Origin of the sequence: Hamadaea flava, from assembly GCF_024172085.1 — a bacterium.
GTDB lineage: Bacteria > Actinomycetota > Actinomycetes > Mycobacteriales > Micromonosporaceae > Hamadaea > Hamadaea flava.
This window is the reverse complement of record NZ_JAMZDZ010000001.1, coordinates 5,610,033-5,622,880: the sequence shown is the minus strand read 5'-3', so window position 1 is coordinate 5,622,880 and position 12,848 is coordinate 5,610,033. Positions and strand designations below refer to the sequence as shown.

The window sequence follows — 12,848 nt, the reverse complement described above, 5'->3', positions numbered from 1 at the left end:
AGAAACCGTCGCTATGGCAGCAGTTTCTGTTCAAGATCACCAGATGTCGTCGAGGGGGACGACGTCGAGGGAGGGGAGGTAGGTGACGTTGGGGCGTGGCCCGGCCTCGGTAGGCACGACGGTGTCGTGCCAGGGCGAGAAGTTCCGTTCGGCGATGGTCGCGCCGATCAGGTCGGCCAGCGAGTCGGGGGTCGTCCGAGCGTGTTCGTCCACGAGCCCGGTCCCGGCCGTGATCACCAGGTGCCCGGTGAAGGTCCGCAACCACTCGTGGGCCGCCGCGGACATCAGGTACAGCGCGGGCACCACGACCAGCCGATACCCCTCCAACGACGCCCCCACCGGGATGACATCAACCAGCTGACCGCCCGAAGAGCCGGACCCAGCAGGGGAGGAGAGCGCAGCGTGCCAGGACTGCACGAGCGAGGTGTAGTCCACCCGAGTGGGCAGATGCGGGCTCTGCCACGCCCACATGCTCTCCTCGTCGTACACCACGGCGACGTCCGCGGAGGCGACGGAAGGCGTACGGGTGGCCAGCGACGCGCCCAGTTCGACCGCTTCGGAGAAGACGGCGGACGAGTACCCGACCAGGGCCGGATGCCATTGCTCTGCCCCACCCTGGGAGGCTCGCCACTGGAAGTACATGATCCCGGTCGCGCCCCGGTCCAGGTATACCGAGGCGACCGTCGACAGCGAGTCGGCCAATCGGCGCAGGCCGGAAGAAGAGCCGGATGAGGTGTGCGTATAGCCGGGGGCGTGTTCCATCAGGAGCCACCGGCCGTCCGGATGCCCGGCCGCGCGCGCCCAGCCTCGGGCCCGGTCGGCGGAGAAGGCGCGACCGGCGAGGTCCGGCGGGTAGTCGTCGATCGCCACCAGGTCCACGTGCGCGGACCAGCGGGCGTGGTCGACCGGCACCCAGTCGCCGAGGACGAAGTTCGTCGTCACCGGTACGCGCCCGGACAGCACAGTCTTCTGCTCCAGGTATCCCCGCAGCAGCGAGTCGGACATGAACCGGCGATAGTCGAGTTCCTGCGCCGGGTTGCGCAGATACTGGGTGGCCCGCGGCGGCTCGATCTCGTCCCAGCCGGCGTACCGCTGCGACCAGAAGTCGGTGCTCCACGCGTCATTGAGCGCCTCCACAGTGGAGTACCGGGTCTCTAGCCAGGCCCGGAACTCCACGGCGCAGTGCGAACAGAAGCACCAGGTGCCGTACTCGTTGTGCACGTGCCAGAGTTGCAGCGCCGGGTGCGTACCGTAGCGGGTGGCCAGCTCCGACGCGATGCGCACACTGGCCGCCCGGTACGCCGGGGCGTTGACGCAATAGGTGTCCCGCGACCCGTGCGTGAGGCGTACGCCGTCCCGCGTGACCGGCATCGAGTCCGGGTAACGGCGGGTGAACCAGGGCGGGGGTGAGGCGGTCGGGGTGGCCAGGCACACCCCGATCCCCGCCTCGTGCAGCCCGTCCAGAACCGTGTCCAGCCAGCCGAAGTCGAACGTGTCCGGCGTGGGTTGCAGGCGCGACCACGAGAACACCCCGACCGTCACGAGGTTGACCGACGCCTGCCGCATCAACTCGACGTCCGAGGCCCAGACCGACGACGGCCACTGCTCCGGGTTGTAGTCACCCCCGAAGAACAACCGATCAGACACGGGAGCGCAGCCAGGTAGCGTGCTCGACGGACTGGTCGTAACTGCCGCCCTCGTGCCCGTTGAAGCGATAGACCCGGATGTCCTTGTCGGCCGAGTTCCACGCGTTGTACGCCGCGAAGACGGTCGACGGCGGGCAGACCTGGTCCATCAGCGCGGTGGAGAACAACGCCGGCGCGGTGGCCCGTCGGGCGAGGTTCACTCCGTCGAAGTAGGACAGTGTCCGGTAGACCTGCTCCTCCTGCTGACGATGCACCGTCAGATAGCGCGCGATCTCGGCGTACGGGTCGGCGTCGGTGAGCCCGATCGCCCGCTCGAACTGGCATAGGAACGGAACGTCGGGCAGCGCGCCGACCAGGTCGCCGCACAGCCCGGCGGCCGCGATGGTGAGGCCGCCGCCCTGGCTGCCCCCGCCGACCGCCACGCGAGTGCCATCGACGCCAGGCGCCACCCTGGCCGTCTCGACCGCGCGGACGGCGTCGGTGTAGACCCGGCGGTAGTAGTACTCCGCCGGGTCCGTGATGCCCCGCGTCATGAATCCGGCGTGCTGCGGCCCCGACCCCACCGGGTCCGGGGTGTGCCCGATCAGCCAGCCGCTGCCCTGCCCGCGCGTGTCCATCATGAGGTGGGCGTACCCGTAGTTGGGCCAGCCGATCTGCTGCTGCGGGATGCCCCGGCCGCCGTTGTACCCCTGGTACTGCACGACGATCGGGAACGGGCCGTCGCCGTACTTGGGCACCGTCAGCCACGCCTTGACGGGGTGGCCGCCCCAGCCGCGGAAGGTCACGTCGTACGAGGTGACCATGGTCAGGCCCGTCTCGACCGGCTCGAACACCGGATCCAGGTCGAAGGCGCGCGCCTCCTTCAGGGTCGCCGCCCAGAACTCGTCGAAGTCGGCGGGCTCGGCGACGTCGGGACGGTAGTCCCGCAGGGTTTCGAGAGGTAGGTCGAAGAAGGCCACTACATGCGCTCCAGGGTGAGGTCCCGGGCGGCGGCGTACCGCGCCCGGACGGCGGGGTCGGGGTCGGCTTCGTAGACGTCCACTCCGGACAACGACCAGGTGGGCCGCTGCCCGGTCAGGGCCCAGGCCGCCTGCCGCGCCGCACCGTCGGCCACGTATTCGCCGGCCGGGGGCACCGCTACCGGCCGACCGAAGACGGCCGGTGCGATCTCGCGTACCGCCTGATTGCGAGCGGCACCACCGATCAACAGCACGCGCTGCACCGAAAGGCCTTGCGCGACAAGCGCGTCGAGGCCGTCGGCGAGCCCGCAGAGCAGGCCCTCCACCGCGGCGCGCGCGAGATGCGCGGAGGTCGATGTGCCCAGGGTGAGCCCGTGCAGCGAGCCGGTCGCGTCCGGACGGTTGGGGGTCCGCTCGCCTTCCAGGTAGGGCACCAGCACGAGCCCGTCCGACCGGGTGGACAGGGCCAGCTCGGCGAGCGCCTCGTGCGAGACGCCCAGCAGCGCCGCGGTCGCGTCGAGCACGCGCGCGGCGTTGAGCGTGCAGACCAGCGGCAGGTAATGCCCGGTCGCGTCGGCGAAACCCGCCACGATCCCGGACTCATCTGCGGCAGCCACAGTGGACACTCCGAAGACCGTGCCCGACGTGCCGATCGACACCACCACGTCGCCCGGCTGCGCGTCCAGCCCCAGCGCGGCCCCGGCGTTGTCGCCCGCGCCCGCGCCGAACCGGCCGACACGCTCCGCGGGCTCCAGCACCCGCGGGACGGTCACGCTCCGTCCGAAGCCATGTTCCAGCAATTCCAGCTGGTACGCGTTGAGCCGGGGTGACCAGTACCCGGTACCCGAGGCGTCGGACCGGTCGGTGACCAGCTCCGCCAGGTCCGTGGAGCCGGACAGTTTCCAGGTCAGCCAGTCGTGCGGCAGGCACACGGCGGCCACCCGGGCCGCGTTCTCCGGCTCGTGCGTGGCGAGCCACCGCAGCTTGGTGATGGTGAAGGAGGCGACCGGCACCGAGCCGGTCGCCTCCGCCCACGTCTTGGCCCCCAGCTCGGCGACCAGGTCCGTCGCGGCCGCAGCCGATCGGGTGTCGTTCCAGAGCAGCGCCGGGCGGACCACCTCGCCGGACTCGTCGAGGCAGACCATGCCGTGCTGCTGCCCGGCGATGCTGACCGCGTCGACGTCGTCGAGGCCGCCGGCCTGGCCGATCGCGCTGGTGAGCGCGTCGAACCAGGCCGACGGGTGGACCTCCGTGCCGTCCGGGTGAGCCGCGCGGCCCTCCCGGACGAGCACACCGGTGTCGGCGTCGCGAACGACGACCTTGACCGATTGCGTCGACGAGTCGACGCCGGCGACCAAGGTCATCGGGCACCCAGGACGTGTTCGACCATGAGCTGGGTCAGCTGCACGAAGTTCGCACCCCGGGCGCCGGCCGCGTCCGGGTCGAAGTCCGCGTCGCTGGCCATGAGGTCGGCGACCGTCTCCCCCGCGCCCAGGGTCGGCGTGTTGAGCTCGTTGACCCGGGCGTTGGCCAGCGCCTCCTGAACCTGGGGGTCGGCACGGAACGCGGCCGCCCGATCCCGCAGCAGGGTGTAGGTCTTCATGTTGGCCGCCGCGCTCGCCCACACGCCCTCGACGTCCTCGGTACGCGCGGGCTTGTAGTCGAAGTGCCGCGGGCCGTCCCAGGCCGGGGAGCCGTCGGGGCCCCCGAACTCCAACAGGTCCACCAGCGAGAAGGCGTTGAGCAGATCGCCGTGGCCGAAGATCAGGTCCTGGTCGTACTTGATCCCCCGCTGGCCGTTGAGGTCGATGTGGAACAGCTTGCCGTGCCACAGCGCCTGGGCGATGCCGTGGGTGAAGTTGAGCCCGGCCATCTGCTCGTGTCCGGTCTCGGGGTTCACACCGACCCGCTCGGGGTGCTCGAGGTCGTTGATAAAGGCCAGCGCATGCCCGAGCGTCGGCAGCAGGATGTCGCCCCGAGGCTCGTTCGGCTTGGGCTCGATGGCGAACCGGATGTCGTAGCCCTGCTCGATCACGTACGACGTGAGCAGGTCCATGCCCTCCTTGTAGCGGTCGAGGGCGGCGCGGATGTCCTTGGCCGCGTCCGACTCCGCTCCTTCCCGGCCACCCCACAGGACATAGGTACGCGCGCCGAGCGACGCCGCGAGGTCGACGTTGCGGATCACCTTGCGCAGCGCGAAGCGGCGTACCGACCGGTCGTTGGCGGTCAGGCCGCCCTCCTTGAACACCGGGTGGGTGAACAGGTTCGTGGTCGCGTGCGAGACGAACATCCCGGTCTCCGCGAGCGCCTTGCGCAGCCGCTCGATGTGCCGCTCGCGCTCGGCCGCGGAGCTGCCGAATGGGATCACGTCGTCGTCGTGGAAGCTGACTCCGGCCGCGCCGAGTTCGGCGAGCTTGTGCACGCTCTCGATCGGGTCGAGGTCCGGCCGGGTGGCGTCGCCGAACGGGTCGCGGGCCGGCCAGCCGACGGTCCAGAGGCCGAAGGTGAACTGGATCTGGGACATGCGTTACTCCTGCACTTTGCCGTTGAGGACGACTACGCCGGGCACGGCGCAGCCGGCCACCTGGGCGAACTCGACCCGGTCGAGCCGGGCGGGTCCGCTCGTGGTGACCGTGAACGTGGCGTCCTCACGTACCGCGGTGACCAAAGTGACCCCGTCATCGTCGCGGATCTCGGTGGTTCCGCTCAACCCTCCCACGCTCACCAACGTGATCGACTTCCACGGGCCGTCGGGAATCGACTGCTCAGCGGCGGTCGTCGGGAGCAGCGCGCCGACGCGGGCGTACAGCGGGAGCTGGTCCGGGGCCGGGCTCACGTGCACCGTGGCCGGGCCTTCCTGAACCTCGCCGGTCCACCAGTCGGCCCACTGGCCGGCCGGGACGTAGACGTACCGCTCCTGCTCCTCGCTGATGACCGGGGCGACCAGGAGATCCGAGCCCAGCCGGTACTCGTGCTCGGCCCGCCAGGCCAGCGGGTCCTCCGGCGAGTCCACCATCAGGGCGCGCATGATCGGCTCACCGGTCTCGCCGGAGAGCAGCGCCTGCGAGTAGAGGTACGGCAGCAGCCGGTACCGCAGCTTGAGCGCCTCGATGACCTGCGCCTCGACCGCGGGGAACCGCCACGGCTCCCGCGTCGTGGTGCCGTGGAAGCGCAGCAGCGGCGACAGCGCGCCGAACTGGGCCCAGCGCAGGAACAGGTCGTCGGTGGGCGTACCGGAGAAACCGCCCGTGTCGTGCGACCAGAACGGCACCCCGGACAGGCCGTGTGCGAGCCCGCCGTTCATGGAGCTGGCCAGCGCCGGGTAGGAGCACATCGTGTCGCCGCCCCATTGGGCCGCGTGCCGCTGCCCGCCGAGGTACGACGAGCGACCCCAGATCATCGAGTGCCCATGCACCTCCCGGGTCACCGCGCTGACGGCGTCGTTGAACAGCAGCGAGTACACGTTGTGCAGCTCGGTGCCGGTCATCCCGTTGAAGGCGATCGCGTCGGCCGGTACGCCTTCGGCGAAGTCCGTCTTGAAGACCTGTACGCCCTGCCGGGCCAGCGGCCGCAGCAGATCCTGGAACCAGCTGGTGGCGTCGGGGTTGGTGAAGTCGACGATGCCGCACTCGGGGAACGAACCGTGCCACGAGTCCGCCACGTACGCCGTCCCGTCGGCCCGCTTGAGCAGGTAGCCCTTCTCGGCAGCCTCGGTGAACCGGTCGGAGTTGACGCTCAGATAGGAGTTCATCCAGAGGCAGACCTTGAAGCCCTGGGCGGTCAGCTCGGCGAGCATCGCGTCCGGGTCTGGGAAGGTCACCGGGTCCCAGCGCAGCTCCGACCACTTCCCGTCGGGCTGCCAGTAGGTGTCCAGGTGCAGGACGTCGCAGGGGATGCCGTGCTCCCGGATCGTCCGCGCGCGCTGCAGGACGTGCTCCTGGGTGTCCACGAAGAACCCCGAGGAGATCCAGGAGCCGAACGCCCACTTCGGCGGCGTCACCGGGCGGCAGGTCAGCCGGTCGTACCGGGTGAGCACCTCGGTCGGCGTCGGACCGGCGAGCACGTAGTAGTCGATCAGGTCGTCGGGGACCACGATCTGCACGACGCTCTGCGTACTGGCGCCGAAGTCGAACTCGATCGGCATGCCCGAGTCGACGACCACGCCGTAACCTCGGCTGGACTGGTAGAACGGCACGTTCTTGTACGCGCGGTCGCCTTCGCTGCCGAACGCGTCGAAGTTCCAGATCACCGGCCGCTGCCCGCGCAGGTTGAGCGGCAGGAACCGCTCGCCGGTGCCGGCGAGCACCTCGTCGGCCGGCAGCACGAAGGTCTCGTGATACGCCACCACGCTGCCGTCTACAGCCGACAAACCGAACGGCGCGGTACGCATCCGCCCGGAGATGTCGACGACGCCGGGCGCGGTCCGGGTGAGCAGCCGCCCGGTGCCGGTCTCGACGAAGCGGAGGCCCCACGGCTCCAGCGTCACCTCGGCGGTGATCGAGCCGGCCACGATCCGGATCACCCCGTCGGCCACCTGGACGTCGGCCTGGTAGCCCAGCTCCGGCCGGGTCAGCGGCAGCACTCGGGCGCTGCGCGTACGCGCTGCCGGGTCGGTGGACAGGCGTACCCGGATGATGCCCTCGCCGGCCGCGGTGACCTGTGCGGTGAGCAGGTCGCCCGAGGTCGCGTGGGCTTTGACGCTGATGCCGTTGGGGTCGGTCGCCATCAGCTCGGCGTGGGTGATCTCTTGCGGCCCGCCCTCCCCGTGCCGGCGGCGCGGCAGCTCCGGCGGGTCGGCGCTGAAGTATTCGTGTGCCACCAAGGGCGGACGGAAAGGCATGGAATTAGTTTCTCTTTCGACTAAACAAAATGTCAACGGAGTACGGCGTCGTTCTGACCCCGCGCTTGTCAGCCCTTGACGGCCCCGACCATGACGCCCTTTGTGAAGTGCTTCTGGACGAACGGGTAGACCACGAGGATCGGCAGCAGCGTCAGCGTCACCACCGCCATCTGGATCGTCAGCGGGGCCACCTGCTGGTGCCCGAAGTACTGCCCGGTGTTGGTGATCCCGGAGCCCGGCATCGAGTTGCCCTGCAGGACGTAGGTGTTCACCACCTGCGGCAGCGGCCACATCCCGTTGTCGGGCAGGTAGAGCTGGGCGGCGAAGAAGTTGTTCCAGTAGCCGACCGCGTAGAACAGCGTGATCACCGCGAGCACGGCCTTGGAGGTGGGCAGCACGATGGACCACAGGATGCGCCAGTCCCCCGCGCCGTCGATCTTCGCCGCGTCGATCAGCTCCGGCGACGTGCTGCTGAAGAACGACCGCAGCACGAGGATGTTGAAGACCGCCACCGCGCCAGGCAGGATCTGCGACCAGTACGCGTCGTAGCCGCCGAGGGCCGAGACGACGAGAAAGGTCGGGATCAGGCCGCCGCCGAAGAACATCGTGACGATCATGAACATGAGGATCGGCCGGTGCGCGAACGAGCGCGCCCGCGACAACCCGTACGCCGCGAGCACGCTGACCACCATGGACAGCGCGGTGCCGAGGAGGGTGATCGCGAGGCTGACGAACAGGGAGTGCACGATCAGCTGGTTGCTGAAGATCTGCTTGTACGCCTCCAGCGTCAGCTCACCCGGCACCATCACGAGGCCGCCGGCCTTGTTGATGGACGCCTGGGTGGAGAAGCTGGTCAGCACGACCGAGTAGATCGGCACCGCGATGACGGCCAGCACGATCAGGACGACCAGCGACTTCGCGCCTTGGCCGACCGGGGACGGCTTCTCCTCCCAGGACGGCCGGTTGGAGGTACGCCGTTTGCGGGGCAGTGTCGAGGTAGTCATCGCCGGTAGAACCCATCCTCGCCGAACATGTGCGCGACCTTGTTGGCCGCGATGAGGAGGACGACCGAGATGATGCCCTTGAAGAGCCCGGCCGCCGTGCCGTAGCTGAAGTTGTTGCCAACCACGCCGTAGTAGTACGAGAAGGTGTCGAGCACTTCGGCCGCGTCGCGGCCGACCGCTTGACGTTGCAGGATGAACTGCTCGAAACCGATCGAGAGCGCGTTGCCGAGCCGGAGCACCAGCAGCAGGATGATGACGCTGCGCATACCGGGCAGGGTGATGTGCCACAGCCGCCGCCACCGGTTCGCGCCGTCGGCCGCCGCCGCCTCGTAGAGGCTCGTGTCGATGGCGGCCAGGGCGGCGAGGAAGATGACGATGCCCCAGCCCGCCTCCTTCCAGACGGCCTGCGCGGTGACCAGGTACTTGAAGGTATCCGGGTTGGTCATGATGTCCCAGGTCGCCATGTCGTGCTGGCGCAGGAACGTGTTGAGCATTCCCGCGCCGCCCAGCATCTCCTGGAAGATCGTGACGACCAGCACCCAGCCGAAGAAGTGCGGCAGGTAGACGATGGCCTGCACGAACGAGCGGATCTTGGTGCTCATGATGGAGTTGAGCAGCAGCGCCAGCAGGATCGGGATGGGGAAGTAGAGCACCAGCTGGACCGCGCTCAGCACCAGGGTGTTCTCCATGGAGTGCCAGAAGAGCGGATCGCCGAACAGGCGCTGGAACTGGTCGAGACCGATGAACGGGCTACCGGTGAATCCGTTGTAGATGTCGTACGCCTGGAACGCCGTGAACAGGCCGAACATCGGGCCGTAGCTGAAGACGGCGAGCAGGATGACGGCCGGCAACGTCATGATGACCAGGGTTCGGTCGCGTTTGAGCCTCCCCCACCAGTTCATCCCCTTACTGCCGCGCGCCGCCTTGGCGCTCGGCTGCGAGGGCAGGGCGGGCGGCGCCGCCACACCGTCGTCGATCGCTGCCACCGTCGTACTCCTTCGATCCTGGGTTGTTCAGCGTTGTTCAGCCGAAGGCCCGGGCCCCGCCGCTGTCGGCGGAACCCGGGCGGCCGATCACTGACCGGTGCCGTACTTGTTCCGGATGTCGTCGTAGAACGACCGCAGCGCGTCGCCGCCCTGCGACTTCCACGACTTGACGACTTCCTGGTAGTCGGCGACCGACTTACGGCCGAACTTGACGTCCTGGATCATGTCGGTGACGGCCTTGCCGATCGAGGAGTACTGCGACGGCTCGGTGACGTTCATGGCGTAGAACGCCGGCTTGACGGCGTACTTGACCATCTCGGCCTGCCACGCGCCGTAGTCCTTGGCGACGTCGGGGAAGCCCTGCTGCACGGTCGTCTGGTTCGACGGGGTCACCAGGAACTGGAAGGTCGTGGCGACCTCCTTGGCCCCCTTCTCGGTGAGGGACGGGTTGCCGTCCTTCATCGAGTAGGTGTCGCCCTCGGTGCCGAAGTTGACCGTCAGCCACTCGGCCGAGCCGTACGGCGCGGCGATGTAGTCGGCGACCTTCAGCAGCTCCTTGATCTGGTCGTCCTTGAGCTTGGCGTTGAGGTAGCCGAACATGCCCGCGCCCGGCCCGATCTCGACCGTCGGGTTGCCCTTCGACGACATCAGCTTGAACGCGGCCCGGCGGTAGCTCGGGTTCGCGGCGGTGCCCGACTTGGCGTCGTCACCGTTCCACGCGCCGGTGCCGTCGGCGTTGACGACGACCTTGCCGCTCCAGAACCGCTGCTTGCCGTTCTGGTTGTTGCCCGCGATCGCGTCCGGGTGGACGTGGCCGGCCTTGACGATCTTCTGGAACCAGTTGAGCGCCTCGAGGATCTCCTGGCTCTCGTACTTGTGGAAGATCTTGCCGCCGGAGTCGATGCCCCACTTCTGCGGGAAGTGGAACAGCTGCGACACGTAGTTCGCGTCGTCGCCGAACAGGTCGTCGAACGCCCACTGGCCGGCCGACGCGCTGGTCAGCTGCGCGCCGAGGGCGGCCAGGTCGTCCGGGGTCTTGATGCTGTCGGGGCTGATGTTCAGCTTCTCGAAGATGTCGCGGCGGTAGAAGTACGTGCCGGAGATGATCGCACCGCCCGGATAGACCGGCAGGCCGTAGAGCTTGCCGTTCCACACGCCCGCCTGCCACGCGCCGGTGGGGATGTTGGCGAGGTTCGGGTAGTCCTTGATCTTGTCGCCCGCGAGGTACGGCGTGAGGTCGACGAACTTGCTGACGCCCTGGCCGAAGTTGAGCGTCGAGGTGTTCCAGCCCGGGATCTGGATCCAGTCGGGCAGCTTGTCCGCGGCGAAGAGCGCGGGCAGCGCGTTGCCGTAGTTCGTGCCGTCCGACGGTTGGATCTTCAGGGTCACGCCGAGCGCCTTGTTGACGGCCTCGTAGTACGAGTTGCCGTCCGACGGCGGGATCGCGCCCCAGAGCGGGGTCATCGTGGTGTAGCTGCCGCCCTTGCCGGGAATGGCCGCGACAGTCTTCACGGGCGAGTCCGGGTACTTCAGGAAGACCGGGTCGGAGACCGCGCCGTTGGCGCCGACGACGGCCGGCATGTCCGGCTTGACCGCCGTGTTCGGGATGTAGTTCGGGACGATCTTGCTGAGCTCACTCTGGCTGGTGGTGCCAGGCCCGTTGGCCTTGTTGTCGCTGCATCCGGCGAGCCCGCCGACGCCGGCGGCGGACAACGCGCCGAGACCCGCGAGCGACAGGAACTGACGGCGGTTCGTGGCCGCGCCCTTGAGGGGGTCTTGCACGGCACACTCCCTTCATGTGGAGGGGGTAGAGGGTATGGGAGGCGGGGGTTGTGCGGTACAGTTAGTTGGTCTACCGACTAAACAAATTAGCCGACGGGTGACCACTGCCACAAGCGCCGTTTCCAGGCTGTTACTTCAAGCCGCCGGGCGGTTCACGACGGCCCGGTCGTCCCGGGCGGCGGGGGAACCCTAGCGCAAGGAGCTGGATGATGACTCGACGTGCCGCGATACGGCATGATGGGGCACGCTGTGCGTTCAGTCCGAGTGCAGTCGCCGGGGAACCCCTCCGGCGAGCCGCCAGAAACGCGGTCGCCGGGGAGCCTCTCGGGCGAGCCGCCAGGAGTGCGGTCAGGAGCGACGAAGTCACGTTGTGGAGCCGACGGTGATCACCATGCAGACCGGGCCGCAACCGGCCGACTTCGCCGACGTGCGGGCTACGAATCTGGCCGTCGTCCTCCGTCACCTGCGGATGAACGCGCCCTGCTCCCGCGCCGACATCGCCGCAGCGACCGGCCTCAACAAAGCCACCGTCTCCAGCCTCGTCGCCGACCTCATCGAGCGCCGGCTGGTCCGCGAAACCGGGATGACCGAGCGCCGGATCGGCCGCCCGGCCACCATGCTCGTGCTCGACGGCTCGCCGTACGCGGCGGTCGGCATGGAGGTCAACGCGGACTACATGACGGTCGTCGCCGTCGACTTGGCCGGTCGCAAGCTGCTGTCCTGGCGGCGGGCGTTCGCCGGCTCGTCGGCCAACCCCGGACAGGCCGCCGCCTCGATCGCCGCCCTGGCCAAACGGGCCGTCGGCAAGGTCGAGAAGGAAGGCCGCCGCACCCTCGGGCTGACGGTGGGCGTACCGGGGTTGGTGGGTGCCGACGGCATCGTCCGGCTCGCCCCCAACCTGCGCTGGCACGACGTCGACCTGCGCTCGGCGTTGCGCAAGGCGCTCGGCGACCCGCCGTACCCGATCGAGGTGGAGAACGACGCCAACCTCGCCGTCCTCGCCGAACAGCGCTACGGCGGCTTCGCCGAGACCGGAAACCTGATCTACCTCACCGGTGAGATCGGCATCGGCGCGGGCATCATCAGCGAGGGCCGGCTCATGCGGGGCGAACGCGGCTTCGCCGGAGAATTCGGCCACCTGCTCGTCGACCCGAGCGGACCGGTCTGCGGCTGCGGCCGGCGCGGCTGCCTCGAAGCGCTCGCCGGTGTCGGCGCGCTCGTCGCGCGTACGCTGCCGGACGCGGCCACCTCCTCCCCCACCGAGCTCGAACCCGAGGTCGAGGAAGTCGTCCGCCGGGCCAAGGCCGGTGACCCGAAAGTCCTCGACGCGCTGGCCGAGACCGGCAAGCACCTCGGGCACGGGGTCGCCACGGTGGCCAACCTGCTCAACCCCGAAGTCGTGGTGCTCGGCGGCTACTTCGTGCAGCTGGCGCCCTGGCTGATCCCGGCGGCCGAAGCCGAGCTGCGCGCCCGGTCTATCGCGCCCGAAGCCGGCGGTACGCGTCTCGTCGCGTCCACGCTCGAGCTCGGCGCGGCGGCGACCGGCGGCGCGGCCCGAGTCCTCGACACCATCGACTCCGGCCGCCTCCCCACCCCCTAGTCCTCCAGCAGTCCTTCCGCGCCGGATCAGG

General features: G+C 69.1%; 9 protein-coding genes. 1 reads left to right on the top strand and 8 read right to left on the bottom strand.

Annotated elements, in window-relative coordinates:
• Positions 1-36: 36 nt before the first annotated feature.
• The 8 genes from HDA40_RS26430 to HDA40_RS26395 form a co-directional block, all read right to left on the bottom strand.
• The gene (locus HDA40_RS26430) at positions 37-1,647 is read right to left on the bottom strand and encodes a beta-galactosidase (RefSeq protein ID WP_253760340.1); all 1,611 of its coding nucleotides are present in this window, start codon (positions 1,645-1,647) and stop codon (positions 37-39) included.
• Positions 1,640-2,605, bottom strand: coding sequence for an acetylxylan esterase (locus tag HDA40_RS26425; RefSeq protein WP_253760337.1), 966 nt, complete (start codon positions 2,603-2,605; stop codon positions 1,640-1,642). Before HDA40_RS26425 ends, HDA40_RS26430 begins: the two co-directional genes overlap by 8 nt.
• Positions 2,605-3,969: a xylulokinase gene (gene xylB / locus HDA40_RS26420; RefSeq protein ID WP_253760336.1), complete on the bottom strand. Its 1,365-nt coding sequence runs from the start codon at positions 3,967-3,969 to the stop codon at positions 2,605-2,607. The genes HDA40_RS26425 and xylB overlap by 1 nt, the downstream gene beginning before the upstream one ends.
• Positions 3,966-5,129, bottom strand: a complete 1,164-nt coding sequence (gene xylA, locus HDA40_RS26415) for a xylose isomerase (RefSeq protein WP_253760334.1) — start codon at positions 5,127-5,129, stop codon at positions 3,966-3,968. The genes xylB and xylA overlap by 4 nt, the downstream gene beginning before the upstream one ends.
• 3 nt (positions 5,130-5,132) lie before the next feature.
• The gene (locus HDA40_RS26410) at positions 5,133-7,445 is read right to left on the bottom strand and encodes a TIM-barrel domain-containing protein (protein ID WP_253760331.1); all 2,313 of its coding nucleotides are present in this window, start codon (positions 7,443-7,445) and stop codon (positions 5,133-5,135) included.
• Positions 7,446-7,513: 68 nt separating this feature from the next.
• Positions 7,514-8,449: a carbohydrate ABC transporter permease gene (locus tag HDA40_RS26405; RefSeq protein WP_253760329.1), complete on the bottom strand. Its 936-nt coding sequence runs from the start codon at positions 8,447-8,449 to the stop codon at positions 7,514-7,516.
• Positions 8,446-9,435, bottom strand: a complete 990-nt coding sequence (locus HDA40_RS26400) for an ABC transporter permease (protein ID WP_253760326.1) — start codon at positions 9,433-9,435, stop codon at positions 8,446-8,448. The genes HDA40_RS26405 and HDA40_RS26400 overlap by 4 nt, the downstream gene beginning before the upstream one ends.
• An 87-nt stretch (positions 9,436-9,522) precedes the next feature.
• Complete coding sequence (locus tag HDA40_RS26395) at positions 9,523-11,217, bottom strand: ABC transporter substrate-binding protein (protein ID WP_253760323.1); 1,695 nt, start codon at positions 11,215-11,217, stop codon at positions 9,523-9,525.
• Between the two features lie 391 nt (positions 11,218-11,608).
• Between HDA40_RS26395 and HDA40_RS26390 the strand changes: the two genes are divergently transcribed.
• Positions 11,609-12,817: an ROK family transcriptional regulator gene (locus HDA40_RS26390; RefSeq protein WP_253763826.1), complete on the top strand. Its 1,209-nt coding sequence runs from the start codon at positions 11,609-11,611 to the stop codon at positions 12,815-12,817.
• The last annotated feature ends 31 nt before the right edge of the window (positions 12,818-12,848 follow it).

Coding starts and splice junctions, on each gene's coding strand:
- xylB (WP_253760336.1), bottom strand. CDS start 3,969: ATGACCTTGGTCGCCGGCGTCGACTCGTCGACGCAATCGGTCAAGGTC.
- xylA (WP_253760334.1), bottom strand. CDS start 5,129: ATGTCCCAGATCCAGTTCACCTTCGGCCTCTGGACCGTCGGCTGGCCG.
- HDA40_RS26410 (WP_253760331.1), bottom strand. CDS start 7,445: ATGCCTTTCCGTCCGCCCTTGGTGGCACACGAATACTTCAGCGCCGAC.
- HDA40_RS26405 (WP_253760329.1), bottom strand. CDS start 8,449: ATGACTACCTCGACACTGCCCCGCAAACGGCGTACCTCCAACCGGCCG.
- HDA40_RS26390 (WP_253763826.1), top strand. CDS start 11,609: ATGCAGACCGGGCCGCAACCGGCCGACTTCGCCGACGTGCGGGCTACG.